Consider the following 26,769-nt stretch of genomic DNA (forward strand, 5'->3'; position numbering starts at 1 on the left):
CCTACTGACAGCACGCTGTCAGCAGCCCCCCGGCAGACTGCTTCTACGCCATCCGGCGAGGCCACAGCCGCCCGGCTGCCGCCATCCACTCTGTCCGCCGTTGCCTTCGAGGAGCGCATTGTGTCTACCGATCTGTCCCGTGTGATCTCGTGGTTCGAAATTCCCGCGCATGACCTGGAACGTGCCGCACGTTTCTACGAAACCGCCTTCGACACCGCGCTGCAGCGCGAAGTGGTCGGCGGCGTGCCGATGGCGCTCTTCGCGCACACCGAAGCCGAAACCGGCGGCTGCATCGTGTTCAATCCGCATGACGCCAAGCCCGACCCGAAGGGCGTGCTCGTGTACCTGAACGCACAGCCCTCGGTCACGGCGGTGCTCGACCGCGTGGAGAAAGCCGGCGGCAAGCAGCAAGGGCCGGCCGTCGAGCTGCCGAACAACTACGGCTATATCGGCTTCTTCATCGATACCGAGGGCAACCGCGTCGGTTTGCACGCGCCGAAGCTGGGTTGATACCGGCTCGACATCGGCTCGAATCTGGCTCGACGCTGGCCTGAACTTCGCTAGATAGCGCGCGGGTTGCGAGCCGGCGCATCGAGCGCGCGCCCGGCGCTATCATCCGTCCTTGTCCCGATCACCGCGCCCGCCTTCGCGACCGACCCGCCATGACCCGCCGCGCCGACCGCCTCTTTCGCATCGCCGAACTGCTGCGCGGCCGGCGTCTCACCACCGCGCAGCAACTGGCCGAATGGCTGGAAGTCTCGCCGCGCACCGTCTATCGCGACGTGCGCGACCTTCAGCTCTCGGGCGTGCCGATCGAGGGCGAAGCGGGCATCGGCTACCGGCTCGCGCGCACGGCGAGCCTGCCGCCGCTCACCTTCACCGCCGACGAACTCACCGCACTCGCCGTCGGCGCGCGCATGGCCGAATCATGGGGCGGCGCGGCGCTCGCGAGCGGCGCACGTGGCGCGCTCGCGAAGATCGCCGCGGCGATGCCGGCCGAAAAGCGCGCGGTGCTGGAACGCCTGGCGGTTTTCGCGCCTGCGTACCACATGGATCACGCGTTCTGGACAAGCTCGACGCGCTGCATCGTGCCGTCGATACGCGGCTCGTCGTGCGCTTTGCCTACTGCGACCGCATCGGCGCGCATACGGAGCGGCGCATCTGGCCGCTCGGGCTCGTCTATTGGGGCGCGCAATGGACCGTCGGCGCGTGGTGCGAAATGCGCGAGGACTTCCGCAATTTCAACATCGCGCGCATGGAGGAAGTACAGGTGCTCGAACCGTTTCCCGACGTGAGCGGCCGGCGTCTCGCCGACTATCTGAGGCGCGTGAATGCGCCGTCGCTATGAGCGCTTCGAGGTGGGCTCGCCGATAAAAAAAGGCGCGCATCGCTGCGCGCCTTTTGCCGATCTTCGGAGTGCCTCGGGCTTATTCCACCGCCTTCACCATCTCCTCGATCACCTTCTTCGCGTCGCCGAACACCATCATCGTCTTGTCCATGTAGAACAGTTCGTTGTCGAGGCCCGCGTAGCCCGCCGCCATCGATCGCTTGTTCACGATGATCGTGCGCGCCTTGTACGCCTCGATGATCGGCATGCCCGCAATGGGCGACTTCGGGTCGTTCTTCGCCGCCGGATTCACCACGTCGTTCGCGCCGAGCACCAGCACCACGTCTGTCTGGCCGAACTCGTTGTTGATGTCCTCCATCTCGAACACCATGTCGTAGGGCACTTCGGCTTCCGCGAGCAGCACGTTCATGTGGCCCGGCATGCGGCCTGCCACCGGGTGAATCGCGTAGCGCACGTCCACGCCGTTTTCGACGAGCTTGTCGGTCAGCTCCTTCAAGGCATGCTGCGCGCGCGCCACCGCAAGACCATAGCCCGGCACGATCACGACACTTTCCGCATTGCCGAGCATGAACGCGGCATCATCGGCCGAACCCGACTTCACCGGACGCTGCTCCTGCGCCCCGGCCACCGCCGCCCCGCCCGCTTCGCCGCCGAAGCCGCCGAGCAGCACGTTGAAGAACGAGCGGTTCATCGCGTGGCACATGATGTACGACAGGATCGCGCCCGAAGAGCCCACGAGCGAGCCCGCGATGATCAGCATCGCGTTGTTCAGCGAGAAGCCGATACCCGCCGCCGCCCAGCCCGAGTACGAGTTCAGCATCGAGACGACCACGGGCATGTCCGCGCCGCCGATCGGGATGATGATGAGCACGCCCAGCGCGAACGCGATCGCCGTCATGATGATGAACGGCAGCCACGACTGCGTGATGAAGAACAGGATGCCGAAGCCGATCATGCCGAGCGCGAGCATCAGGTTGATCAGGTGCTGGCCGGGGTAGACCACGGGCGCGCCCTGGAACAGGCGGAACTTGTACTTGCCCGAGAGCTTGCCGAACGCGATGACGGAGCCTGAGAACGTGATCGCGCCCACGAACGTGCCGATGAACAGTTCGATGCGGTTGCCGTACGGCAGGAAGCCCGGATACGGCGCATCCTCGGCAACGAGCCCGAACGCAGCGGGCTCCGAGACCACCGCATACGCGATGCAGACCGCCGCGAGACCGATCAGCGAGTGCATGGCCGCGACGAGTTCGGGCATCTTCGTCATCTCGACGCGCGCGGCGACATAGGCGCCGAGGCCCCCGCCCACCACGAGCGCCGCGAACAGCAGCACGAGGCCGAGCCCGAGGTTCGAGCCGAACTGCGCGGACTCCTTCACGATCAGGGCAAGCGTGGTGAGAATCGCGATGGCCATGCCGACCATGCCGAACACGTTGCCGGCGCGCGCGCTCTTCGGATTCGACAGTCCCTTGAGCGCCTGGATGAAGCAGACCGACGCCACCAGGTAAAGCAGCGTAACGACGTTCATGCTCATTTACGCACCCTCCTTGGCCGGACCGGAGAGTTTTTTCGGCTCCTTCTTGCGGAACATTTCCAGCATTCGCCGCGTGACGAGGAACCCGCCGAATACGTTCACGGCGGCGAGCAGCACGGCGAACGTGCCGAAGAACTTGCCCGCGCCGCCCACGGTCAGGCCCGTGGCGAGCATTGCACCGACGATCACGATGGCCGAGATCGCGTTAGTCACGGCCATGAGCGGCGTATGCAGCGCGGGCGTGACGTTCCAGACCACGTGATAGCCCACGTACACGGCCAGCACGAAGATGATCAGGTTGATGACGGTATGGTTGATGACTTCCATTATTGGTCTCCTCCTCGTCATGCCTTGCGCGTGACGGCGCCGTCGCGCGCCAGCAGCGTGGCCGCGACGATGTCGTCCGCGAGATCGATGTTGAGCGTGCCTTCCTTCGTGACGATGAGCTTGAGGAAGTCGAGCAGATTGCGCGCGTAGAGTGCCGAGGCGTCGGCGGCGACCATCGAGGCGAGGTTCGTATAGCCGCAGATCTGCACGCCGTGGTGCGTCACGACCTTGTCGGCCTCGGTGAGCGGGCAGTTGCCGCCGCGCCGGCCGGTGGCCTGGTCGGCGACGGGGCCTCGTCCGGCCGCGAGGTCGATCACGACGGAACCCGGCTTCATGGCCTGCACGGTTTCCGAAGGCAGCAGCGTGGGCGCGTCGCGGCCCGGAATTAGTGCGGTCGAGATGACGATGTCGGCCTGCCTGGCGCGCTCGTGGACCAGCGCCGACTGGCGCGCGAGCCAGGAAGGCGGCATGGGGCGCGCGTAGCCACCCACGCCCACGGCGGCTTCGCGCTCCTCATCGGTTTCGTAGGGCACCTCGAGGAATTTGCCGCCGAGCGACTCGATCTGCTCCTTGACCGCCGGGCGCACGTCGGAGGCTTCGATCACCGCGCCCAGGCGCCGCGCCGTGGCAATCGCCTGCAGCCCCGCCACGCCCGCGCCGAGAATCAGCACGCGCGCGGCCTTCACGGTACCGGCGGCGGTCATGAGCATCGGCATGAAGCGCGGATAGAGGTGCGCGGCCACGAGCACCGCCTTGTAGCCGGCGATGTTGGCCTGCGACGACAGCACGTCGAGGCTTTGCGCGCGCGTGGTGCGCGGCGCGGCTTCGAGCGCGAAGGCGGTCACGCCTGCCTCGGCGAGTTTCGCGGCGTTTTCCGCATTAAAGGGATCGAGCATGCCCACCAGCACCGCGCCGCGTTTCATGAACGGCAGCTCGCTCACGGTGGGCGACTGGACTTTCAGCACGAGATCGGCGCCGAACGCGGCGGCCGCGTCGGCGATCTGCGCGCCGACGGCCGTATAGGCCTCGTCGGGAAAGCTCGCGCCGACGCCCGCGCCGGCCTGGATCGTGACCGTATGGCCCTGGGCGACGTACTTCTTGACTGTCTCCGGCGTCGCGGCCACGCGGGTTTCGTTCGCCCGCGTCTCTGCGGGCACTCCGATATGCATCGTTGTTTCCTCCTCGACCTTCTTGTTCTAGCTGTTGTAGCTGTTCTGGCTCGAATCGAGCGAAGGGAGGCCGACAAACGGCGTTGAAGCGCCGGCATCCATTGCGACGGCAAAACGACGGCACCACTTTAACCGAAAGCAGCGGCCGTTTTATAGCGGGATTTGCACGTTTTTGTGCGATGCACACGACACGTTCCGAGGTCCGACCGGACGGTCGGGAAAACCCCTGGCTGGCGCTTCGATCGGTGCCCGCGCATGTCCGATCCGGCCCCGGGCAGCGTTCACGGTGTCCCGGTAAAATACCGGCCCATGAATGAGGAAACCTGGGCACCCCACGTCACCGTGGCCGCGATCGTCGAGCGCGACGGGCGTTTTCTCCTCGTCGAGGAGCACACGAGCGCCGGACTGCGCCTGAACCAGCCGGCTGGCCATCTGGAAGCGGGCGAGACGCTGCACGAGGCCGTGGTGCGCGAAACGCTCGAGGAAACCGCCCACGCGTTCACACCCGAGGCGCTAGTCGGCGTGTACATGACACATTTCGGCCAGCCAGGCGAGAGCGGCGCGACCTATGTGCGCTTCACATACTGCGGCAGCGTTGCAGCCGTGCCGCAGAGCCGTGCGCTCGATCCGGACATCGTCCGCACGGTATGGATGAGCGTGGACGAACTGCGCGCGGCGAGCGAACGTCATCGCACACCGCTCGTCATGCGCTGTGTCGACGATTACCTCGCGGGCAAGCGCGTGCCGCTGGACTTCATCCACACCCACGCAACCGCGCCCAGGCTGGGAACCAGAAGCTGAACAAGCAGCAAAGAGATGAGCACATGATGAGCAAGGGCAGGGTCGTGGTGGGCATGTCGGGCGGCGTCGATTCGTCGGTCACCGCATGGCTGCTCAAGAAGCAGGGGTTCGACGTCGTCGGTCTCTTCATGAAGAACTGGGAAGACGACGACGACGGCGAGTACTGCTCGACGCGCCAGGACTGGATCGACGTGGTCTCGGTCGCGGACCTGATCGGCATCGACGTCGAGGCGGTGAACTTCGCCGCCGAATACAAGGACCGCGTGTTCGCGGAGTTCCTGCGCGAGTACTCGGCGGGCCGCACGCCGAATCCGGATGTGCTCTGCAACGCCGAGATCAAGTTCAAGGCCTTCCTCGACCACGCCATGTCGCTCGGCGCCGGGACGATCGCCACGGGCCACTATGCGCGCGTGCGCGAACGCGATGGTCGCTTCGAATTGCTCAAGGCGCTCGACCATACGAAAGATCAGTCGTACTTCCTGCATCGCCTGAACCAGGCGCAGCTTTCGAAGACGATGTTCCCGCTCGGCGAGATTCCCAAGACGAAGGTGCGCGAGCTCGCCGAAAAAATCGGTTTGCCGAACGCGAAAAAGAAGGATTCCACAGGAATCTGCTTCATCGGCGAGCGGCCGTTCCGCGACTTCCTCAACCGCTATCTGCCGACGAAACCCGGCCCGATGATGACGCCCGAGGGCAAGGTCGTGGGCGAGCACATCGGCCTCGCGTTCTACACGTTCGGACAGCGCAAGGGCATCGGGCTTGGCGGCAGCAAGGACGGCAGCGGCGACCCGTGGTTCGTGGCGGGCAAGGATATCGCGTCGAATACGCTCTACGTGGTGCAGGGCCACGATCATCCGTGGCTGCTCGCGCACGAACTGCGCGCGGGCAACGTGAGCTGGGTGGCCGGGGAACCGCCGGCGGAGCACCACGCGTGCGGCGCGAAAACGCGCTATCGCCAGGCCGATGCGCCGTGCACGTTCGCGTCGGCGAGCGAATCCGGCGCGGGCCAGTTCTCGCTGCGCTTTCCCGACGCGCAATGGGCCGTCACGCCCGGCCAGTCGGCGGTGCTCTATGACGGCGACGTATGCCTGGGCGGCGGCATCATCGAAGCGGTGACGACGCTCGCGCAGCATGTGCCCGCCGTGCTGCCACCCGAAGCGCCGAAGAAAAAGAAGCGCGTGCCGCGCAAGAAGCCAGCGGCGGCAACACCGGCAACGGCAGGCCAAACGTAAAAAAACACGCGGCGCTCCAGGCGCCGCGTGTTTTTTGACCCGACCTTTCCGCCTTCATCGAGCCCGGCCCAAAGGCCGATCGAGCCGTGCTGGCTTCCCGGCCGGATTCACGGACTTGCGGCATCATTCCGGCAAGCCGCGCCCGCCAACGGCGCGGCTGACGCACGCCGCTGCCCTCCAAAAGACGACGCGGCGCGCGCACCCAATCAAGTTCGAGGAGTTCCCCCCAATGTTTTCCCGACGTTATCTCGCCATGTGGGGCGCGGTGCTGCTGCTCGTGGCCTGTGTCGCCGCGGCCGCCCTCCATCATCTGTCGTGGTACTGCGTGATCGTGCCCGTGCTGCTCGTCGCGCTCGGCCTCTACGACATCACCCAGGACCGCCACGCGATTTTGCGCAACTACCCGATCTGGGGGCATATGCGCTTTCTGTTCGAGTTCGTGCGGCCCGAGATCCGCCAGTACTTCGTCGAGGACGACACCGACGAGAAGCCGTTCTCGCTCGTTCAGCGCAGTCTCGTCTACCAGCGCGCGAAGAACGTCGTCGACAGCCGCCCCTACGGCACCGAGCTCGACGTGAAAGCCGTGGGCCACGAATGGATCAGCCACTCGCTCGCCCCCACGAAGCTCGAAGGCAGCGACTTCCGCGTGCTCGTGGGCGCCACGCGCGCGCAGCCCTATTCGATGTCGATCTTCAACATCTCGGCGATGAGCTTCGGCGCGCTCTCGGCAAACGCCATCCGGGCGCTCAACATGGGCGCGAAAAAAGGCCGCTTCGCGCACGACACGGGCGAAGGCTCGCTCTCGAAGTATCACCGCGAAAACGGTGGCGACGTCATCTGGGAAATCGCGTCGGGCTACTTCGGCTGCCGTAACGACGACGGCACCTTCAGCGCCGAAAAATTCCAGCGCCTCGCGAACGAGCCGCAGGTGAAGATGATCGAGGTGAAGCTCTCGCAGGGCGCGAAGCCCGGCCACGGCGGCATGCTGCTCGCCGCCAAGGTCACGCCCGAGATCGCCGAAACGCGCGGCATTCCGATCGGCAAGGACTGCGTGTCGCCCGCCCGCCACTCGGAGTTCTCGACGCCGCGCGGCCTGCTCGAATTCGTCGAGCGCCTGCGCAAGCTCTCGGGCGGCAAACCCACCGGCTTCAAGCTTTGCATCGGGCACCCCTGGGAGTTCTTCGGCATCGCCAAGGCGATGCTCGAGACCGGCATCCTGCCCGACTTCATCGTCGTGGACGGCGCCGAAGGCGGCACGGGCGCGGCGCCGCTCGAATTCACCGATCACATCGGTACGCCGTTGCAGGAAGGGCTGCTGCTCGTGCACAACACGCTCGTGGGCATCGGCCTGCGCGACAAGATCAAGATCGGCGCGAGCGGCAAGATCATCACCGCGTTCGACATTGCGCGCACGCTCGCGATCGGCGCGGACTGGGTCAACTCGGCGCGCGGCTTCATGTTCGCCGTGGGCTGCATCCAGGCGCAGAAGTGCCACTCGGACCGCTGCCCCACCGGCGTCGCCACGCAGGACCCCGTGCGCCAGCGCGCGCTGAACGTGCCCGACAAGGGCGAGCGCGTCTTCAATTTCCATCACAACACGCTGCACGCGCTCCAGGAGCTGATCCAGGCCGCCGGTCTCGCGAGCCCGTCGGATCTGCGTGCGCATCACATCGTGCGGCGCGTGTCGTCGTACGAGGTGAAGCTGATGTCGGAGCTGCTCAAGTACCTGAAGCCCGGCGATCTGCTCGAAGGCCGCTATCGCTATCAGTTGTACGAAAAGTGGTGGCCTCTCGCTCGCAGCGACTCGTTCGCGCCGGTGGAGGAGAAAATCGCCTGAGGAAGGAGGATCGCGCCGCCGCTGCGAAGTGAGATGCGCGGTGCGCAGCGGCTCGGGACGCGCCTTGCGCGCGTCCAGCGGCAAACGCCCGACGGCAACACTCTGCCGCCGGGCGTTTTTTGTCAGCCTTGCGGCACCGTGTCGATGAACGACGGGCGCTGCGACAGCTTTTCGTAGTGGCGCGCAAGGTTCGGATGCGCCTCGCGCCAGTTCAGCTCCGGCATGCGGAAGTCGAGATAGCCGAGCGCGCAGCCCACGGCGATATCCGCGAGCGTGTAGCGGTTGCCCGCGCACCACGGGTTGCCGTCGAGACCCTTGGCCATCGCGTCGAGGCCTTCGCGGATCTTGCGCTCCTGGCGCTCCACCCACGCCTCGCTGCGCTGCTCCGGCGTGCGCTGCGTGGCCTCAAGCCGGATCAGCACGGCAGCGTCGAGCATGCCGTCGGCGAGCGCCTCCCAGCAACGCACTTCGATGCGCTCGCGTCCTGCCGGCGGAATCAGCTTGGCCACGGGCGAGAGCATGTCGACGTATTCGCAGATCACGCGCGAGTCGAACACGGCTTCGCCGTCGTCCATCACGAGGCACGGAACCTTGCCGAGGGGATTGAAATCGTGGATCGTCGTGTCGGCGCCCCACACGTTTTCGAGCACCAGCTTGTAGTCGATTTTCTTTTCGGCGAGCGTGATCCGCGCCTTGCGGACATACGGGCTGCCGAGCGAACCGATAAGTTTCATCGCACCTGCCTTTTCTGGAATCCGGCCGAAGTATACGTTGGATTCCCGTTTTTCTGACGTGTCGTCTGTTGCAGTGCAGGAATTTTCCTACAAACAATGTCAGCCGGAGACAACATCCTGCACCGGAAGGCCCTTGCGGGCGGCCGGAGGCGCCGCGCGCCTGTCTGTAGCCAGCGCTACAATCCCACGATGGACTCGACCCTCACGCAAAGCCCCCCCGCCGCCTCGCGCGAAGCCCAATCTGCCGCCGACCAGGCCGACATGCAGCGCGGCCCGGACGGCGGCGCCGCGCTCTATCGCGCGCGCCGCGAACGCGTGCTTGCCGCGCTGCGCGCCCGGGGCGGCGGTGTCGCGCTCGTGCCGACCGCGCCCGAGGCGCTGCGCAACCGCGACGCCGACTATCCCTATCGGCACGACAGCTACTTCTACTATCTCACCGGCTTCACGGAGCCCGAGGCGCTGCTCGTGCTCGACGCGAACGCGGGCGAGAACCAGCCCGCCGCGATCCTGTTCTGCCGCGCGAAGAACGTCGAGCGCGAAACCTGGGAGGGCTTCCGCTTCGGTCCTGACGCCGCGCGCGAAGCATTCGGCTTCGACGCCGCCTTTGCCATCGACGAACTCGATGCGCGCATCGCCCAGCTCATCGCGAACCGGCCGGCGCTGCACTACGCGCTCGCGGCCTCCGAGCGCTTCGACGCGCAGGTGAAGCGCTGGCTCGACGCGGTACGCGCGCAGGGGCGCAGCGGCATCACCGCGCCGGCCGCCGCGTACGACCTGCTGCCGCTGCTCGACGACATGCGCGTCATCAAGGACGCGCACGAACTCGACACGATGCGGCGCGCCGCGAAGATCTCGGCGCTCGCGCACGTTCGCGCGATGCAGACCTGCCGGCCCGGCATGCGCGAATATGAAATCGAGGCGGAGCTGCTCTACACGTTTCGCAAGCACGGCGCGCAGGCGCCGGCCTACGGCTCGATCGTCGCGGCGGGCGCGAACGCCTGCGTGCTGCATTACCCCGCGGGCAACACGGTGGCGCGCGAAGGCGACCTCGTGCTCATCGACGCCGCGTGCGAGCTGAACGGCTACGCCTCGGACATCACACGCACGTTTCCGGCCAGCGGCCGCTTCACCGGCGCGCAACGCGAGCTGTACGACATCGTGCTCGCCGCGCAGCAGGCTGCCATCGACGCGACACGCGCGGGCGTGAACTTCGAGGCGCCGCACGACGCCGCCGTGCGCGTGCTCGCGCAGGGGCTGCTCGATACCGGCATCGTCGACCGGCAACGCTTGGCGAGCGTCGACGACGTGATCGCCGAGCGCGCCTATGCGCGCTTCTACATGCATCGCACGGGGCACTGGCTGGGCATGGACGTGCACGATGCGGGCGATTATCGTGAACGCGGCGAACACAGCGGCGCAAGCGCGGACGCCCCGCCGCCCTGGCGCACGTTGCGCCCCGGCATGACGCTCACGATCGAGCCGGGCCTCTACATCCGCGCGGCCGAGGACGTGCCCGAGCACTACTGGGACATCGGCATCCGCATCGAGGACGACGCCATCGTCACCGAAGCGGGCTGCGAACTGATCACGCGCGACGTGCCCGTCGCCGCCGACGAAATCGAGGCGCTGATGCAGGCCGCGCAGCGCGGTGCCTGAAGCCGGCTCGGACACGAAGACTCCATACGAAGCGAAACAAACGACATGAACGCAGTTTCCGGCAGCGCGAGCCACGCCTCCAACGGCGAGCCCGCGCAAGCACATTTCGATCACGACGTGACGATCGTCGGCGCAGGGCCGGTGGGTCTCGCGCTCGCGGGCTGGCTCGCGCGGCGCAGCGCCACGCGCGGACTCTCGATCGCGCTGATCGACGCGCGCGAACCCGGAGACAGCGCTGGCGACCCGCGCGCGATCGCCGTCTCGCAGGGCAGCCGCACACTGCTCGAAACGCTCGCGTGGCCTCACGACGCCACGCCCATCGAGCGCATCCACGTTTCGCAGCGCGGCCATTTCGGGCGCACGCTGATCGACCGCCACGACTACGATCTGCCTTCGCTTGGCTACGTGGCGCGCTATGGCGTGATCGTGCAGGCGCTCGCACAGTCCGTGCGCGGCACGGGCGTGCACTGGCTGCATCACACGCATGCGCATGATCCCGTGGTGGAGCACGATGGCGTGACGCTGCCCGTCGTTAGCGCGGGTGTAGCGCGCCACATGCGCACGCGCATCCTCGTGAACGCAGAAGGCGGGCTCTATCGCGCGCCGCCGCAACGCGCCGCGCACGACGATTCCGCTGAAGCCGCCGAAGCCGACGTGACAAGCGCGCAGTCGCGGGTCGAGGCGCGGCGCACGCGCGACTATGGCCAGACCGCGCTGGTCGGCGTGGTGACGCTCTCAGCGCCGCAACCGCACGTGGCGTGGGAACGCTTCACGGGCGAAGGCCCGATCGCGCTCCTGCCGATGGGCGGCGTGCGCGGCGCGGATTACGCGCTGGTGTGGTGCTGCTCGCCTGCGCAAGCCGAGCGCCGCGCGCAGCTAGGCGATGCCGACTTTCTAGCGGAGCTTGGCGTAGCGTTCGGCGCGCGCATGGGCCGCTTCACGCAGATCCACGGCCGCGCGGCGTTCCCGCTCGGCTTGAACGCGCTCGACGCGCTAGTTTCCGGCAACGGCCGCATCGCGGCGGTCGGCAACGCGGCCCAGACGCTGCACCCGGTGGCGGGACAGGGCCTCAATCTCGGTCTGCGCGACGCGCATGCCCTCGCCGATTCGCTCGCGCAGCACGGCCCCACCCCGCGCGCGCTCGGCGAGTTCGCGAGCCGCCGCGCGTTCGACCGGCGCCTGACGATCGGCGCGACGGATACGCTCGCACGGCTGTTCACCATCGATTTCGGCCCGCTCGCCACATTGCGGGGGCTCGCGCTCACGGCGCTCGAATTCGTGCCGCCGGTGAAGGCGGCGCTCGCCCGGCAGATGATGTTTGGTCAGCGGAGTTGATCCAATCGACAAGCGAAATCCGTTCGACACCTTGCCCTTGCCAACCGCGCTACAATAGATACAAATTGTAGATATATTCGAGGGCGCGAATGGACATCGCGAAAATTTTCAAGCACGGCGGTTCACAAGCTGTCAGGCTCCCAAAGGATTTCCGCTTCGAGACGACGCAGGTGCGCATACGCCGTCACGGTGCGGCCGTCATCCTCGAACCGGTGCCGCAGGACTGGGCATGGCTCTCCCCGCTGATCGGCCCGATCGATGCCGACTTCGAAGCAGCCGCAACCACGCAACCGGCAGAACAAGTGCGGCCTGACCTGGACTTGTTCGAATGAAATATCTGCTGGACACGAATGCCGTGATCGCAATCCTCAAAGGCGAACCCGTTGTGTTGGGGCGCTTGCGTGCGCACTTGCCGAGCGATTTCGGACTCCCATCGATCGTCATGCATGAGTTGTATTACGGTGCCCATAAGAGCCAGCGGGCAGCCGACAACCTCGCTCGCGTCGAAGCCCTGCAATTCGAGGTCGTACCGTTCGACGCAGAGGATGCGCAGCACGCCGGTGAACTCCACGCGCGACTTGTGGCCGCCGGCACGCCGATTGGTCCTTACGACGCACTTATCGCCGGACAGGCGCGCGCGCGTGGGCTGGTGCTAGTCACGCACAACGTGCGCGAATTTGCACGCGTGGGCGACTTGCAAGTCGAGGACTGGCAAGCTGAAGCCTGAATGTGACGCGTGAATCCGATCGACGATTCGCCTGTGAAGGGTCGAATCGGATTTCACTTGAACGCCGTTGCGTGGGTTTCAGGCCGCGTGTTGAACCGTCCCAGGGTCCACGCACCGCGACCTCGCATCGCGCTTACGCTAAAATACGCGTTTCCCCTTTTTAAAGTTCACGCCGCTAGCCGCGCCAGCCGGAAACGCATTCCCGGCCGCGACCTCCGGCCTCCGCTCGCGCGTCATGCTCACAATCGGCCGCCACACTCTGCGTAATAACCTGTTCGTCGCACCCATGGCGGGCGTCACGGACCGGCCGTTTCGCCAGTTGTGCAAGCGCCTCGGAGCGGGCTACGCGGTCTCTGAGATGGTCGCGTCCAACGCGCAGCTCTGGAAAAGCGAAAAGACCATGCGCCGCGCCAATCACGCGGGCGAAGTCGAACCGATCTCCGTGCAGATCGCCGGCGCCGACCCCGACATGATGGCCGAAGCCGCGCGCTACAACGTGGCCAACGGCGCGCAGATCATCGACATCAACATGGGCTGCCCGGCCAAGAAGGTCTGCAACGTCGCGGCCGGCTCGGCGCTCCTGCAGAACGAGCCGCTCGTCGCGCGCATCGTCAAGGCCGTGGTCGACGCCGTGGGCGTGGGTCCGGACGCCGTGCCCGTCACGCTCAAGATCCGCACGGGCTGGGACCGCGACAACCGCAACGCGCTCACCATCGCGCGCATCGCGCAGGATTGCGGCATCGCCATGCTCACCGTGCATGGCCGCACCCGCGCGGACCTCTATCACGGTGAAGCGGAGTACGAAACGATTGCCGCGGTGAAGGCCGCCGCGCGCATTCCCGTGGTCGCGAACGGCGACATAACGTCGCCGCACAAGGCGCGCGAGGTGCTCGCGCTCACGGGCGCGGACGCCATCATGATCGGCCGGGCGGCGCAGGGGCGCCCGTGGCTCTTTCGCGAGATCGAGCATTTCCTTGCGACGGGCGAGTTGCAGCCGCCGCCGCGCGTGGACGAAATCCAGTCGATCATGAACGAGCATCTGGAGGACCACTACGCGTTCTACGGCGAATTTACCGGCGTGCGTACTGCGCGCAAGCATATCGGCTGGTACACTCGCGGCCTTTGCGGCGCCAATACCTTCCGGCATCGCATGAACACGCTGGACACCACACGCGAGCAGCTCGTCGCCGTCAACCAGTTCTTCGACGAACAAAAGGCGCGCTCCGAGCGCCTCGTCTACGTCGACGACGAAAACAACGGCAGCGACAGCGGCGACGAATCAACCGATCGACTGGCAGCATGAGCAAGCACAACATCGAACAATCCGTCCGCGAGAGCCTGGGCATCTACTTCCAGGACCTCGACGGCAGCAATCCGCACGACGTCTACGACATGGTGATGGCGTGCGTCGAAAAACCGATGCTCGAGGTGGTGCTCGAGCAGGCAGGCGGCAATCAGTCGCTGGCCGCCGAGTATCTCGGCATCAACCGCAACACGCTGCGCAAGAAGCTCCAGCAGCACGGCCTGATGTAACGCCGCTGCGCTTTACTGGACCTTCGGCGCGGACTCCTCGATCTCTCGGCAACTCTCCCCCATCATGATCAAGCAAGCGCTCATCTCCGTTTCCGACAAGTCTGGCATCGTCGACTTCGCGAAATCGCTGTCCGATCTCGGCGTCAAGATCCTGTCGACCGGCGGCACCGCGAAACTGCTCGCGGACGCGGGCCTCCCCGTCACCGAAGTGGCCGACTACACCGGCTTCCCGGAAATGCTCGATGGGCGCGTGAAAACGCTGCACCCGAAGGTTCACGGCGGCATTCTCGCGCGCCGCGACCTGCCCGAGCACATGGCCGCGCTCGAAAAGCACGGCATCCCGACGATCGACCTCCTCGTCGTGAACCTCTATCCGTTCGTTCAGACGGTGTCGAAAGACGAGTGCACGCTCGAAGACGCGATCGAGAACATCGACATCGGCGGCCCGACCATGCTGCGCTCGGCCGCTAAGAACCATCGCGACGTGACCGTGGTCGTCGATCCGGCCGATTACGCGAAGGTGCTCGAAGAGATGCGCGCGAACGGCAACAGCGTGAGCTACGCCACGAACTTCCGCCTCGCGACCAAGGTGTTCTCGCACACGGCGCAGTACGACGGCGCGATCACGAACTACCTCACGAGCCTGACCGAAGCGCTCGAGCACAAATCGCGCAACACCTACCCGGCCGTGCTGAACCTCGCGTTCGACAAGGTCCAGGACCTGCGCTACGGCGAAAACCCGCACCAGAGCGCCGCGTTCTACCGCGATCTCACGGCGCCCGCCGGCGCGCTCGCGAACTACACGCAGCTGCAGGGCAAGGAGCTCTCGTACAACAACATCGCCGATTCGGATGCGGCTTGGGAATGCGTGAAGACGTTCGACGCCCCGGCCTGCGTGATCATCAAGCACGCGAATCCGTGCGGCGTGGCGCTCGGCGCGAACCCGCTCGAAGCGTACTCGAAGGCGTTCCAGACCGATCCGACCTCGGCGTTCGGCGGCATCATCGCGTTCAACCGCGAAGTGGACGAAGCCGCGGCGCAGGCCGTGTCGAAGCAGTTCGTCGAAGTGCTGATCGCGCCGTCGTTCTCGGAAGCCGCGAAGGCCGTGTTCGCAGCGAAGCAGAACGTGCGCCTGCTGGAAATCGCCCTGGGCGATGGCCATAACGCGTTCGACCTGAAGCGCGTGGGCGGCGGTCTGCTGGTGCAATCACTCGACGCAAAGAACGTGCAGCCGCACGAACTGCGCGTGGTGACGAAGCGCCACCCCACGCCGAAGGAAATGGACGATCTGCTGTTCGCATGGCGCGTCGCGAAGTTCGTGAAGTCGAACGCCATCGTGTTCTGCGCGAACGGCATGACGATGGGCGTGGGCGCAGGCCAGATGAGCCGCGTGGATTCCGCACGCATCGCCAGCATCAAGGCCGAGAACGCGGGCCTCAAGCTCGCGGGCACGGCGGTCGCCTCGGACGCGTTCTTCCCGTTCCGCGACGGCCTCGACGTGGTGGTGAACGCGGGCGCGACCTGCGTGATCCAGCCGGGCGGCTCGATGCGCGACGACGAAGTGATCGCCGCCGCCGACGAGCACAACATCGCCATGGTCATGACGGGCATCCGCCACTTCCGTCACTGATCTTCGTTGCCTTGATCGCATGCGGCGCGTGACCTGCACGTGACGCGCCGCTTGTACGAAGCCCGCTGGACTTGCGTCTCGCGGGCTTTTTCTTTGCGCCGCGCGCCGGGTTCGCTTGCAACTTCGAGGCTCGCGGCATCTGTGCCGTTCGTTGTAACATCGCAGCCACATCCCGGCTTTTCCCGCACTCCATGAGAATTCTCGGCATCGACCCCGGCTTGCGCGTCACGGGCTTCGGCGTGATCGAGCGTCACGGCCACACGCTCACGTATGTCGCAAGCGGCGTCATCCGTACCGCCGATGCCGATCTTCCCACGCGCCTCGGCACGATCTTCGAGGGCGTCTCCACGCTGATCCGCCAGCACGCGCCCGACCAGGCCGCAATCGAAAAGGTCTTCGTCAACGTCAATCCGCAATCGACGCTGCTGCTCGGCCAGGCGCGCGGCGCAGCAATCTGCGGGCTGGTCTCGGGCGGCGTGCCGGTGGCCGAATACACCGCGCTGCAGCTCAAGCAGGCCGTGGTCGGCTACGGCCGCGCGACCAAGGAACAGATGCAGCAGATGGTCGTGCGCCTGCTCGCTCTCACGGGCACGCCCGGCACCGACGCCGCCGACGCGCTCGGCATGGCGATCTGCCATGCCCACGGTGGCGATGCGCTCGCGACGCTAGGCGGCATGGCGCCGGCGCTCGCGAAGAAGGGCATGCGCGTGCGGCGCGGGCGGTTGATTGGCTGAATACGCGGCTCGATCAAACGAGCGCTCTATCCGCGTCTGAACCCGTCTGAACCCGTCCGAACGCGGCTGAACGCGCGAGCGCAGCCTGGCCGCACGGCCAATGTCCAGGCGAGGCGCGCCGCACCGTCGTCCCCTCCGCTACACTCTTGAGCTTTCCCTCATCACAGAAACCGCCATGATCGGTCGCATTGCCGGCGTACTGCTGGAAAAGAACCCGCCGCACCTGCTCATCGACTGCAACGGCGTCGGCTACGAAGTCGACGTACCGATGAGCACGTTCTACAACCTGCCCGGCACCGGCGAGAAGATCGTGCTGCTCACGCAGATGATCGTGCGCGAAGACGCGCATCTGCTCTACGGCTTCGGCACGCAGCAGGAACGCGCGACGTTTCGCGAACTGCTCAAGATCAGCGGTATCGGCGCGCGCATGGCGCTTGCCGTGCTCTCCGGTATGAGCGTGCACGACCTTGCGCAAGCGGTCACGCAGCAGGATGCGGCGCGCCTCACGCGGGTGCCCGGCATCGGCAAGAAAACGGCCGAGCGCCTTCTGCTCGAACTCAAGGGTAAGCTCGGCGCGGACCTCGGCGCGATGGGCGCCGCCGCTTCGCCGTCGGATCACGCGAACGACATCCTCAACGCGCTGCTCGCACTCGGCTATTCGGAGAAGGAAGCACTGGCAGCGGTCAAAAGCGTGCCCGCCGGCACCGGCGTTTCCGAAGGCATCAAGCTCGCGCTCAAGGTGCTCTCGAAGACGTGATCGCGAGGCGCCCGCGTACGCGACAGGCGCTGTTAGTTGCGCACCTGTCGCGGGGCGCGGGATGCAGCGTTGAGCGCATGGCACGCGCGGTACAATCGCCCAATGATCGAAACCGACAAACTCGCCGCCAACCGCGCCGGCGCCGACCGCGTGATCGCCGCCACGCCCGCCTCGACTCGCGAGGAAGCGTTTGAGCGCGCATTGCGCCCGCGTCAGCTCGACGAATATGTCGGCCAGGAAAAGGTGCGCGGCCAGCTCGAAATCTTCATCGAGGCCGCGAAACGCCGCTCCGAACCGCTCGACCACGTGCTGCTGTTCGGGCCGCCGGGCCTCGGCAAAACGACGCTCGCGCACATCATCGCGCGCGAAATGGGGGTCAATCTTCGACAGACGTCGGGCCCCGTGCTGGAGCGCGCGGGCGATCTCGCGGCGCTGCTCACCAATCTCGAAGCCAACGACGTGCTCTTCATCGACGAGATTCACCGGCTCTCGCCGGTCGTCGAGGAAATTCTGTATCCCGCGCTCGAGGACTACCAGATCGACATCATGATCGGCGAAGGGCCGGCCGCGCGCAGTGTGAAGCTCGACCTCCAGCCGTTCACGCTCGTGGGCGCGACCACGCGCGCGGGCATGCTCACGAACCCGCTGCGCGACCGCTTCGGCATCGTCTCGCGCCTCGAGTTCTATAACGCGGGCGAGCTCTCGCGCATCGTGCAGCGTTCGGCTTCGCTGCTCGGCGCGCAGATCCATCCTGATGGCGCGCTGGAAATCGCGCGCCGCTCGCGCGGCACGCCGCGGATCGCGAACCGCCTGCTGCGCCGTGTGCGCGACTATGCCGAGGTGAAGGCAGACGGCGCGATCACCGCGAGCGTCGCCGACGCCGCGCTGCGCATGCTCGACGTCGATCCCGTGGGCTTCGACCTGATGGACCGCAAGCTGCTCGAAGCCATCCTGCACAAGTTCGATGGCGGCCCGGTGGGCGTGGACAACCTTGCGGCCGCGATCGGCGAGGAGCGCGACACGATCGAAGACGTGCTCGAGCCGTATCTGATTCAGCAAGGCTATCTGCAGCGCACGCCACGCGGCCGCGTGGCCACGCAGCTCAGCTATCGCCACTTCGGCCTCACCGTGCCGGACCAGGCATCGACGGGCGAATTGTGGGATCCGGACGCGTCATAAGGCGCGCGATCAACCACGCAGCGAGCGAGAGAACACGATGTCCGACCACGCCGGCCGTCCTCACAACGCTGCCGAACCGACCGGATTCGCCGCTCAGTTCGCATGGCGCCTGCGCATGACGCTCGCCGAGAGCGTCACGCATCTCACGACGGGCAGCGGCCCGAGACTCGATTACTCCCACCCGCCGGGCGACCCTGGCCTCTTCGGACCCGACGCCGTCTGCTGGACAGTCCACGCCGATTTCGCCGCGATGATGGCGGGCGGCGTCAGCGCGCTGCTGCTGCAGGCGCTGCATCCGCTCGCGCTCGCGGGCGTCTGGGACCACTCGACGTTTCGCTCGGACATCCTCGGGCGGCTGCGACGCACCGCAACGTTCATCTCGGGCACGACCTACGGCAGCCGCGACGATGCGCTCGCGCTCATCGAGCGCGTCAAGCACATCCATCTCGCCGTGACCGGCATTGCGCCCGACGGCCGCCCCTATCGCGCGAGCGATCCCGCGCTGCTGACCTGGGTGCACGTGGCCGAGGTTTCAAGCTTTCTCGGCGCGTATTTGCGCTACGTGAATCCCGCGCTGGCAGCCGGCGCACAGGATCAGTACTACGCCGAAGTCGCCCGCATCGCCGAACTGCTCGGCGCGACGAACGTACCGCGCTCGCGCGCCGAAATCGCTGCGTATCTTCGGTCGATGGAGCCCGAACTCGTTGCCAGCGAGCGCACGGCCGAGGTCGTACGCGTGCTCATGGAAGCGCCCGCGCCGCGCCCCGGAATGCGCCCCGCCGGGGCGCTGATCAGGAACGCCGGTATCGACCTGTTGCCGCCGTTTGCGCAACGGATGCTCGGCTTCGACACCTTCGCCTTGGCGCGCCGCGCCGTCGTGCGGCCGGGCATGCGCGCGATTGCGCCGGTGTTGCGCTGGGCGCTCGTCAACGGTGTCTCGAAACGGGCGCGGCGGCGGGCGGCGGCGAAGCCTCCGCCGGCAACGCCTTCGCAATAGGGACTGGCGCTATCCAATCAAGAACGGCCAACCCGCTCACGCAGGTTGGCCGTCTCGCTTGCAGCGCGTCGATGCGCCAGCGTGCTTACATCTTCACCACGTCGAGCAGCGTCTTCTTGCCCGCCTTGTAGTTGTACAGCGAGATCACGCCGTGCTTGAGGTCGCCTTTCGAATCGAAGATCGTCTCGCCAATCACGCCCTTGTAGTCCGTGCTCGGGATCTGCGCGAGGACCTTGGCGTGGTCGGTGGATTTCGCGCGCTTCATCGCGTCGACGATGATGAACACCGCGTCGTAGGTGAACGGCGCATCGAATTCGATCGGGTGACCGAAACGCTTCTCGTACTTCGCGGCGAAGGCCGCGCCGCCGTTCATGCGCTCGACCGCCATGCCGGCCTGCGAGCAGACGACGTTGTCCGTCGCCGCACCTGCGAGCTGCGCGAGGCTTTCCGTGCACACGCCGTCGCCCGACAGCACCTTCGCGCGCAGGCCGAGCTGCCGCGCCTGCTTCGCGAACGGGCCGCCGGTGGCGTCCATGCCGCCGTACATGATCGCGTCGGGGTTTTCGCCCTTGATCTTGGTCAGGATCGCGCGGAAGTCCACGGCCTTGTCGTTGGTCGCGTCGTGCGAGAGCACCTTGATGCCGAGCGCCTTCGCCGTCTTTTCGAACTCGTTCGCGAGACCCTGCCCGTACGCCGTCGAATCGTCGACCACGGCGACGGTCTTGACGTTCAGGTTCTTCGCCGCGTAGTCGGCAAGCGCCGGGCCTTGCTGGGCATCGGTCGCGACCACGCGATAGGTGGTCTTGAAGCCCTGCTGCGTGTACGAAGGATTCGTCGACGACGGCGAGATCTGCACGATGCCCGCATCGCTGTAGATCTTCGAAGCCGGGATCGAGGCACCCGAGTTCAGGTGGCCGATCACGGCGACGACCTTGTCGTCGACGAGCTTCTGCGCGACCTGGGTGGCCTGGCGCGGGTCGGCGGCGTCGTCCTGCCCGTCGAGCACGAGCGTGACTTTCTGGCCGTCGATCGTAAGGCCCTTGGCGTTGATTTCCTCGACGGCGAGGCGCGCGCCGTTTTCATTGTCCTTGCCGAGGTGCGCGGAACCGCCCGTGAGCGGGCCAACGTGGCCGATCCTGACGACCTGATCGGCCGCCGCCGCCGAGTGGTTAGCCGACAGCGCTGCGAGCGCCATGACTGCCGCGCTCAGCGGCGGCAGCTTGTGAAGCTTGAACGTCATTGATCTTTCTCCTGCGGTTTTTTTGGGGATACCCGGTTCGAATGCAACCCTCGGGTCGCAGCCTCACGCGTGGGATGCGTGCGCGCCCCTCTTCGACGCGAAGCCAGGCGTCGCGCCTGGCGGCTCGAACACGAAAGGTTGGATGGATATTAGCAGGACGCTTAAAATTCGGTTGGCTTTTGGAAAGAAACCGAAAGCATCCGGAAAGGATGAGACGCGCCGCAATGGCAGCGCGGACCGGGAACGGCGCGGATATGAAGAAAGGGGAAACGACAGCACGCGCGCGAGCGTGCCGCGCGCTTGAACGAAGTGCGGCTTAGCGCCCCGCCTCGGGCGCGCGCTTGAAACCGTCGTCGGCGCTGATGCCGCCGAGATGCGTTACGTCGCCCCAAGCGACGATGCCTGCCTGCGTCACGTAGTCGTCGCGCTCGAAATCGACGACGTTCACGCTCGTGTTGAGGAGCGGCCACGCACGCGGCGCGTCGAGCGCGAGGCCGTTTGCGAAGCGGTACACGCAGTCGAGCACGCCGCCATGCGCGACGCACGCAATGCGCCCGCCCGGATGCATGGCCAGGATCGGCTCCAGCGCATGGAGCACGCGGTGATAGAACTCGCGCTGCGACTCGCCCTCGGGCGGTGCGAAGCCGGGGTCGCGTGTTTGCCAGTGCGCGTACTCGTCCGGGAAACGCTCGGCGATCTCGTCGCTGTCATGGCCCTGGAATGCGCCATAGTTGCGCTCGCGCAGGCCTTCGGTGAGCTGCACCGGCAAACCCAGCGCCGCCGCGATGGGTTGGGCAGTCTGTTGCGCCCGCAACAGATCGCTCGACCAGATTGCATCGAGCTGCGCGCCCGCCCGCACTTCTTGCACGAGCCGCGCGCCCAGTTGCTGCGCCTGCGCCACGCCGCTTTCAGCGAGCGGAATGTCGATATGCCCCTGGATGCGCTTGATGCGATTCCAGTCCGTTTCGCCGTGGCGGATGAAGAGGATTTGCGTGTTCATGATTCAGTTGCGCACTTGCAGCCAGAACGTCACGGGGCCGTCGTTGACGAGCGACACCTGCATTTCGGCGCCGAACTCGCCGGTCTCGACGATCGGATGCTTCTCGCGTGCGGCCGCGACGAAGTAGTCGAACAGACGCCGCCCTTCTTCCGGCGGCGCGGCGGGCGTGAAGCTCGGGCGCAGGCCGCTGTTCGTGTCGGCGGCGAGCGTGAACTGCGAGACGAGCAGCAGGCCGCCAGAGGCGCCATTGCCGTCGATGTTCTGCACACCCAGGTTCATCTTGCCGGCGGTGTCGCTGAATACGCGATAACCGAGCAGCTTGGCGAGCAGCTTGTCGGCGCTGGCCTCGGTGTCGCCGCGTTCCGCGCAAACGAGCGCGAGCAGCCCCTGGCCGATCGCGCCGGTCACGCGCTCGCCGCCGCTGTCCGCCACGCGGACCTCGGCGCGGCGCACGCGCTGGATCAGCGCAATCATGCGGTGAGCGTCACGCGAGCGAAGCGGCGCTTACCGACCTGCACGACGAACTCGCCCGCCTCGACCTTCAGGCCCTTGTCGGAGACCGTCGCACCATCGATCTTCACGCCGCCTTGCTCGATATTGCGCAGCGCTTCGCTCGTGGACGGCACGAGGCCCGCCTGCTTGAGCAGCTGGCCGATGGCGAGCGGCGCGCCCGCGAGCGTGACCGAGGCAATGTCGTCCGGCACGCCGCCCTTCGCGCGGTGGTTGAAGTCTTCGAGCGCGCGCTCGGCGTCGGCCTGCGAGTGGAAGCGCGCGACGATTTCCTGCGCGAGCAGCACCTTGAAGTCGCGCGGATTGCGGCCCGCTGCGATCTCGCGCTTGAAGCCTTCGATCTCTTCCATCGGCCGGAACGAGAGCAGCGTGAAGTAACGCCACATCAGCGTGTCGGAAATGCTCATGAGCTTGCCGAACATGTCGTTGGGTTTCTCGCTGATGCCGACGTAGTTGTTCTTCGACTTCGACATCTTCTCGATGCCATCGAGGCCTTCGAGCAGCGGCATCGTGAGAATGCACTGCTGGTCCTGGCCGTACTGCTTTTGCAGTTCGCGGCCAACGAGGAGATTGAACTTCTGGTCCGTGCCGCCGAGTTCCAGATCGGCATTGAGTGCGACCGAGTCGTAGCCCTGCATGAGCGGGTACAGGAATTCGTGGATCGAGATGGGCACGCCGCTCTGAAAGCGCTTGGTGAAGTCCTCGCGCTCCAGAATGCGCGCGACCGTGTAGCGCGACGCGAGCTTGATCATGCCGTCGGCGCCGAGCGGCATCGACCATTCGCTGTTGTAGCGGATTTCGGTCTTGTCGCGGTCGAGCACGAGCGCGGCCTGATCGAAGTACGTCTTCGCGTTCGACTCGATCTGCTCGCGCGTGAGCGGCGGGCGCGTGGCGTTGCGCCCCGACGGGTCGCCGATCAACGAGGTGAAGTCGCCGATCAGGAAGATCACGGTATGACCGAGATCCTGCAACTGGCGCATCTTGTTGAGGACGACCGTGTGGCCGATGTGGATGTCGGGCGCGGTCGGATCGAGGCCGAGCTTGATGCGCAGCGGCTTGCCCGTGGCCGCGCTGCGAGCGAGCTTCTGCTCGAATTCTGCTTCGATCAGGAGTTCGTCCACACCGCGCCTGGTGACGGCGAGCGCGTGACGGACTTCGTCGGTGACCGGAAAGGCGTCTTTTGCGCCGCTGTTGGGCCCGTTGGGGGAGGTGGACTCGGTGCTCATGCTTCGATCGGTTCTGTCGTTAAGTCTGGGTCTAGACCGCGATTTTACGTGATTCGACTCGCCTGGCAGAGGTTTGCGGGTTGCGTGCGCGGCGTTTGCTCGCCGCACCCATCGGGCGAAATCGCTTTTGGCGAGGAGAATACGCGTAACAGTCGTCCATTGCGCTTACGCTCGGACCGCATTGCTCCGATAATCTTCGCGCAGGGCTTTAACTGCTGATCGCGTGATATTGCGCATTTTTGGTCATTTGTGTACATTTTGAGCGTGTCACGCAAACAGGTCAGTATCAACGAAGCCGACTCATTCCTGGGCGTATCCGCGCAAACATTGCGGCGCTGGGAGCGCGAAGGCAAGCTCATAGCAGATGAACGTACCGAAGGCGGTAGGCGTCGTTATGACCTCGCGCGCCTTCGGCCTGAGCAGTTTCATGCGCCTGAAGCCGCGCGGCGCACGATCGCCTACCCGTGTGTCGAGCCATGACCAGAAGGATGATCTGGAGCGGCAGAAGCAGGTGCTTGAACTTTACTGCGCCCGGCAGGGGTGGACATTCGAAGTGGTCGCGGATCCTGGATCGGGCATGAACTACCACAAGAAGGGCCTAAAGCGCCTGCTTGAGGACCGGCTGCTGCGCTTCGGCGCGGAACTGGTGTTCGCCATCTGCGAGGCGAAGAACGTGGAAGTGGTGATCCTCAATCGGGGCGAGGATATGACGTTCGAGGAAGATCTGGCCAGGGACGTGCTGGAGATCATCACAGTCTTCAGCGCCCGGCTCTACGGCAGTCGTTCGCGCAAGAACCAGAAGCTGATCGATGGGGTGCGCAAGGCCATAGAGGACGCATGCTGATCGCCCATCGCGTCGCGCTCGACCCGAACAACACACAGGCAACGTACTTCGTCCGTGCGGCCGGAACCGCACGCTTTGCCTATAACTGGGCGCTCGCCGAGTGGCAGCGTCAATACGAGGCCTGGAAGGCCGACAACGCGTTGCCCAAACCGTCGCAGATGGCGCTTCGGCGGCAGTTGAACGCGCTCAAGCGCGAGCAGTTCCCGTGGATGCTGGAGGTGACCAAGAACGCGCCCCAGATGGCGATCATCCAGCTCGGGCAGGCGTTCCAGAACTTCTTCGCGGGCCGCGCGCGCTATCCGAAGTTCCGCAAGAAACGCGTCCACGACCGCTTCTCCCTCACCAACGACCAGTTCAGTGTCGACGGTTCACGCATTCGCATCCCCAATCTTGGCTGGGTACGCATGCGCGAGTCGTTGCGCTTGACCGGCAAGATCATGTCGGCCACGATCTCCCGCGTGGCTGACCGCTGGTTTGCCAGCATAACCGTCGATGTGCCCGATAGCTCGCACCTGCCCCAAGCCGACAACCAAGGCGTGGGCGGTGTGGACCTGGGCGTTTCGGCCCTCGCGGCGATCTCGACGGGAGAGAAGGTGATCGGCCCGAAGGCTCAGACGGTCTTGCTGGGTCGCCTGCGTCGGCTCTCGCGCAGCCTGTCGCGCAAGCAGAAAGGATCGGCAAACCGCCGCAAGGCGAAGGCGAAGCTCGCAAAGTTGCACGCGCGTATCGCCTCAATCCGCCTGGATGCCCTGCACAAGCTCACGACGGATCTCACGCGCCGGTTTCACATCATCGGCGTGGAAGACCTGAACGTGCGCGGCATGATGAAGAATCCGCACCTGGCACGCAGCATCGCCGACATGAGCTTCTTTGAATTCAGGCGGCAGCTGGAGTACAAGGCCGGGATGCGTGGCGGGGTGATCGTCGCTGCCGACCGGTTCTTTGCGAGCAGCAAGACCTGCTCGGCATGCGGCCATAAGCTGGAAAAGCTCGCCCTGTCGGTGCGCGAATGGACGTGTCCCGCGTGCGGGACAATTCACGACCGCGATGTGAACGCGGCCGTGAACCTGAGAAACAACGCCGTGAGTTCCACGGTGTCAGCCCGCGGAGAGGAAGGCGCTGGTCTTCGTCGAAAAACGAAGACGAAACCGGCCTCAGCGAAGCAGGAAGCCAGCTTTGTTCCTGTTTGATCAGGAATGAGCAGTCTGGCAGAACGGCACTGGATTGCATTCACGAAAGGAGCACAACGTGGCGCGACGCGACGCACGAAACGAGAGCGCACACGCCGCCGACGGCGTGTATTTCGGCCTGATGTCGGGCACCAGCATGGATGGGGTGGACGGCATTGCCGTTCGCTTCGAGACGGGCCAGCGGCCGGTGGTGCTGGCCGAGGCGTTCGTCGGGTTCGCGCAAGGGCTGCGCGAGGCACTTTTTTCACTGCAACAGCCGGGCGCGAATGAGATCGAGCGCGTGGCGCTCGCCGGCAACGCGCTAGCGGCCCGCTATGCGGTTTGCTGCCACGAGTTGCTGCGCGCGGGCAGTATTTCCCCCGCCGAAGTGCGGGCGATCGGTGCGCACGGCCAGACCGTGCGGCATCGGCCCGAAAAGGGCTACACGGTGCAGATCCAGAACCCGGCGCTCCTCGCGGAACTCGCGCACATCGACGTGATCGCCGATTTCCGCAGCCGCGACGTCGCCTCGGGCGGCCAGGGCGCGCCGCTGGTGCCCGCGTTCCACGCGACCGTGTTCGGGTCCCATGAAGAAACACGCGTGGTCTGCAACCTGGGCGGCATCAGCAACATCACGGTGCTCTCGGCAACGGGCGCGGTGCACGGCTTCGACTGCGGCCCGGCCAATGCGCTGCTCGATCTCTGGGCCGAGCGGCATCTGGGCAAGCCTTACGACGAAAGCGGCAAGTTCGCCGCGAGCGGCACGCCGCATCAGCCGCTCTTGAACGCCCTGCTCGACGAGCCCTTCTTCGTGCAGCCGCCACCCAAGAGCACGGGCCGCGATCTTTTCAACGCGCAATGGCTCGACGACAAGCTCAAGGCATTCGAATCGCTGTCGCCCGCCGACGTGCAGGCCACGCTCGTCGCGCTGACCGCCGTCAGCGTGGCGCGCGAGATCGAGCGTCACGCGAGCGATTGCCGCGCCGTGTATGTCTGCGGCGGCGGCGCGCGCAATCCGGTGTTGATGGCGGCGCTGCAGAAAGCGCTCGAAACGGGCGGTGTGGCGGGCGTGACCGTCACGACGACCGAGGCGCTCGGCGTGCCGCCGCACCAGGTGGAGCCGCTCGCCTTCGCGTGGCTCGCCATGCGCTGCGTGGCGCGGGAGCCGGGCAATCTTTCGGCCGTCACGGGAGCGGCGGGCGAGCGCGTGCTGGGCGCGATGTATCCGCGCTGAGCAGGCTGCATATACG

General features: G+C 66.0%; 25 protein-coding genes and 2 pseudogenes. 19 read left to right on the top strand and 8 right to left on the bottom strand.

The features are described 5' to 3' along the window. Nucleotides 1-117: 117 nt before the first annotated feature. Together BMI01S_RS02455 and BMI01S_RS02460 are read left to right on the top strand one after the other, a co-directional pair. Nucleotides 118-510, top strand: coding sequence for a VOC family protein (locus tag BMI01S_RS02455; protein ID WP_407668934.1), 393 nt, complete (start codon nucleotides 118-120; stop codon nucleotides 508-510). A gap of 152 nt (nucleotides 511-662) precedes the next feature. Beyond that, nucleotides 663-1,348, top strand: a pseudogene (locus BMI01S_RS02460) (helix-turn-helix transcriptional regulator). 79 nt (nucleotides 1,349-1,427) lie between these two features. Here BMI01S_RS02460 and BMI01S_RS02465 read toward each other — a convergent pair. The 3 genes from BMI01S_RS02465 to BMI01S_RS02475 are packed head-to-tail and all read right to left on the bottom strand — an operon-like array spanning nucleotide 1,428 to nucleotide 4,378. Then, nucleotides 1,428-2,882 (bottom strand): NAD(P)(+) transhydrogenase (Re/Si-specific) subunit beta, encoded by a 1,455-nt coding sequence (locus BMI01S_RS02465; RefSeq protein WP_028230096.1) that lies wholly within the window; start codon nucleotides 2,880-2,882, stop codon nucleotides 1,428-1,430. Beyond that, nucleotides 2,883-3,209: an NAD(P) transhydrogenase subunit alpha part 2 gene (locus tag BMI01S_RS02470; RefSeq protein ID WP_028209448.1), complete on the bottom strand. Its 327-nt coding sequence runs from the start codon at nucleotides 3,207-3,209 to the stop codon at nucleotides 2,883-2,885. It lies immediately after the preceding gene. Nucleotides 3,210-3,226: 17 nt separating this feature from the next. Continuing rightward, nucleotides 3,227-4,378 (bottom strand): Re/Si-specific NAD(P)(+) transhydrogenase subunit alpha, encoded by a 1,152-nt coding sequence (locus BMI01S_RS02475; RefSeq protein WP_028209447.1) that lies wholly within the window; start codon nucleotides 4,376-4,378, stop codon nucleotides 3,227-3,229. 309 nt (nucleotides 4,379-4,687) lie between these two features. On the opposite strand from BMI01S_RS02475, the gene BMI01S_RS02480 reads away from it, so the two are divergent. From BMI01S_RS02480 to BMI01S_RS02490, 3 genes are all read left to right on the top strand, one after another. Next, on the top strand, nucleotides 4,688-5,179 hold the full coding sequence (locus BMI01S_RS02480; RefSeq protein ID WP_028230095.1) for an NUDIX hydrolase: 492 nt from the start codon (nucleotides 4,688-4,690) through the stop codon (nucleotides 5,177-5,179). A 26-nt stretch (nucleotides 5,180-5,205) separates the two neighbouring features. Continuing rightward, complete coding sequence (mnmA, locus tag BMI01S_RS02485; protein ID WP_042288291.1) at nucleotides 5,206-6,411, top strand: tRNA 2-thiouridine(34) synthase MnmA; 1,206 nt, start codon at nucleotides 5,206-5,208, stop codon at nucleotides 6,409-6,411. A 229-nt stretch (nucleotides 6,412-6,640) separates the two neighbouring features. Beyond that, nucleotides 6,641-8,248: an FMN-binding glutamate synthase family protein gene (locus BMI01S_RS02490; protein WP_028230094.1), complete on the top strand. Its 1,608-nt coding sequence runs from the start codon at nucleotides 6,641-6,643 to the stop codon at nucleotides 8,246-8,248. Nucleotides 8,249-8,370: 122 nt separating this feature from the next. On the opposite strand, the gene BMI01S_RS02495 is transcribed toward BMI01S_RS02490, so the two are convergent. After that, a complete protein-coding gene (locus BMI01S_RS02495; RefSeq protein WP_028209444.1) occupies nucleotides 8,371-8,982 on the bottom strand; it encodes a glutathione S-transferase C-terminal domain-containing protein in 612 nt (203 codons plus the stop codon). Between the two features lie 261 nt (nucleotides 8,983-9,243). On the opposite strand from BMI01S_RS02495, the gene BMI01S_RS02500 reads away from it, so the two are divergent. From BMI01S_RS02500 to BMI01S_RS02550, 11 genes are all read left to right on the top strand, one after another. Beyond that, nucleotides 9,244-10,638 (top strand): aminopeptidase P N-terminal domain-containing protein, encoded by a 1,395-nt coding sequence (locus BMI01S_RS02500; RefSeq protein WP_028230093.1) that lies wholly within the window; start codon nucleotides 9,244-9,246, stop codon nucleotides 10,636-10,638. A 45-nt stretch (nucleotides 10,639-10,683) separates the two neighbouring features. Further along, nucleotides 10,684-11,973 carry a UbiH/UbiF/VisC/COQ6 family ubiquinone biosynthesis hydroxylase gene (locus tag BMI01S_RS02505; protein WP_028230092.1) on the top strand — a complete coding sequence of 430 codons (1,290 nt, stop codon included), beginning with the start codon at nucleotides 10,684-10,686 and terminating at the stop codon, nucleotides 11,971-11,973. An 89-nt stretch (nucleotides 11,974-12,062) separates the two neighbouring features. Continuing rightward, on the top strand, nucleotides 12,063-12,305 hold the full coding sequence (locus tag BMI01S_RS02510) for an antitoxin (RefSeq protein ID WP_028209441.1): 243 nt from the start codon (nucleotides 12,063-12,065) through the stop codon (nucleotides 12,303-12,305). Next, nucleotides 12,302-12,700, top strand: a complete 399-nt coding sequence (locus BMI01S_RS02515; RefSeq protein WP_028230091.1) for a type II toxin-antitoxin system VapC family toxin — start codon at nucleotides 12,302-12,304, stop codon at nucleotides 12,698-12,700. The genes BMI01S_RS02510 and BMI01S_RS02515 overlap by 4 nt, the downstream gene beginning before the upstream one ends. A 235-nt stretch (nucleotides 12,701-12,935) precedes the next feature. Then, entirely contained in the window at nucleotides 12,936-14,003 is a 1,068-nt protein-coding gene (gene dusB / locus BMI01S_RS02520) for a tRNA dihydrouridine synthase DusB (protein ID WP_028230090.1), read from the top strand. Beyond that, on the top strand, nucleotides 14,000-14,233 hold the full coding sequence (locus tag BMI01S_RS02525; RefSeq protein WP_028209438.1) for a Fis family transcriptional regulator: 234 nt from the start codon (nucleotides 14,000-14,002) through the stop codon (nucleotides 14,231-14,233). Before dusB ends, BMI01S_RS02525 begins: the two co-directional genes overlap by 4 nt. 64 nt (nucleotides 14,234-14,297) lie before the next feature. Next, on the top strand, nucleotides 14,298-15,863 hold the full coding sequence (gene purH, locus BMI01S_RS02530) for a bifunctional phosphoribosylaminoimidazolecarboxamide formyltransferase/IMP cyclohydrolase (RefSeq protein ID WP_028230089.1): 1,566 nt from the start codon (nucleotides 14,298-14,300) through the stop codon (nucleotides 15,861-15,863). Nucleotides 15,864-16,054: 191 nt separating this feature from the next. After that, entirely contained in the window at nucleotides 16,055-16,597 is a 543-nt protein-coding gene (ruvC, locus tag BMI01S_RS02535) for a crossover junction endodeoxyribonuclease RuvC (protein ID WP_028209436.1), read from the top strand. Nucleotides 16,598-16,772: 175 nt separating this feature from the next. Beyond that, on the top strand, nucleotides 16,773-17,354 hold the full coding sequence (gene ruvA / locus BMI01S_RS02540; RefSeq protein WP_028209435.1) for a Holliday junction branch migration protein RuvA: 582 nt from the start codon (nucleotides 16,773-16,775) through the stop codon (nucleotides 17,352-17,354). A gap of 102 nt (nucleotides 17,355-17,456) precedes the next feature. After that, nucleotides 17,457-18,533 (top strand): Holliday junction branch migration DNA helicase RuvB, encoded by a 1,077-nt coding sequence (ruvB, locus tag BMI01S_RS02545; protein WP_028230088.1) that lies wholly within the window; start codon nucleotides 17,457-17,459, stop codon nucleotides 18,531-18,533. Nucleotides 18,534-18,570: 37 nt separating this feature from the next. Next, nucleotides 18,571-19,530, top strand: a complete 960-nt coding sequence (locus BMI01S_RS02550; protein WP_028230087.1) for an oxygenase MpaB family protein — start codon at nucleotides 18,571-18,573, stop codon at nucleotides 19,528-19,530. An 85-nt stretch (nucleotides 19,531-19,615) separates the two neighbouring features. Here BMI01S_RS02550 and BMI01S_RS02555 read toward each other — a convergent pair whose 3' ends face one another. The 4 genes from BMI01S_RS02555 to tyrS all read right to left on the bottom strand — a co-directional run bounded on the left by BMI01S_RS02555 (nucleotide 19,616) and on the right by tyrS (nucleotide 23,506). Next, on the bottom strand, nucleotides 19,616-20,770 hold the full coding sequence (locus BMI01S_RS02555) for a branched-chain amino acid ABC transporter substrate-binding protein (protein WP_028230086.1): 1,155 nt from the start codon (nucleotides 20,768-20,770) through the stop codon (nucleotides 19,616-19,618). 316 nt (nucleotides 20,771-21,086) lie between these two features. Then, nucleotides 21,087-21,770: a histidine phosphatase family protein gene (locus BMI01S_RS02560; protein ID WP_028209431.1), complete on the bottom strand. Its 684-nt coding sequence runs from the start codon at nucleotides 21,768-21,770 to the stop codon at nucleotides 21,087-21,089. 3 nt (nucleotides 21,771-21,773) lie between these two features. Beyond that, entirely contained in the window at nucleotides 21,774-22,244 is a 471-nt protein-coding gene (gene dtd / locus BMI01S_RS02565) for a D-aminoacyl-tRNA deacylase (protein ID WP_028230085.1), read from the bottom strand. Then, entirely contained in the window at nucleotides 22,241-23,506 is a 1,266-nt protein-coding gene (gene tyrS, locus BMI01S_RS02570; protein ID WP_028230084.1) for a tyrosine--tRNA ligase, read from the bottom strand. The genes dtd and tyrS overlap by 4 nt, the downstream gene beginning before the upstream one ends. 264 nt (nucleotides 23,507-23,770) lie before the next feature. On the opposite strand from tyrS, the pseudogene BMI01S_RS02575 reads away from it, so the two are divergent. The 3 genes and pseudogenes from BMI01S_RS02575 (at nucleotide 23,771) to BMI01S_RS02585 (ending at nucleotide 26,753) form a co-directional block, all read left to right on the top strand. Next, nucleotides 23,771-24,350 (top strand): annotated as a pseudogene (locus BMI01S_RS02575) (IS607 family transposase). Further along, nucleotides 24,344-25,540, top strand: a complete 1,197-nt coding sequence (locus tag BMI01S_RS02580) for an RNA-guided endonuclease InsQ/TnpB family protein (RefSeq protein ID WP_028230083.1) — start codon at nucleotides 24,344-24,346, stop codon at nucleotides 25,538-25,540. Before BMI01S_RS02575 ends, BMI01S_RS02580 begins: the two are co-directional and overlap by 7 nt. 58 nt (nucleotides 25,541-25,598) lie before the next feature. Further along, nucleotides 25,599-26,753, top strand: a complete 1,155-nt coding sequence (locus BMI01S_RS02585; protein WP_028230082.1) for an anhydro-N-acetylmuramic acid kinase — start codon at nucleotides 25,599-25,601, stop codon at nucleotides 26,751-26,753. The last annotated feature ends 16 nt before the right edge of the window (nucleotides 26,754-26,769 follow it).

It is taken from the genome of Paraburkholderia mimosarum LMG 23256 = NBRC 106338, assembly GCF_000739815.1.
Lineage (GTDB): Bacteria > Pseudomonadota > Gammaproteobacteria > Burkholderiales > Burkholderiaceae > Paraburkholderia > Paraburkholderia mimosarum.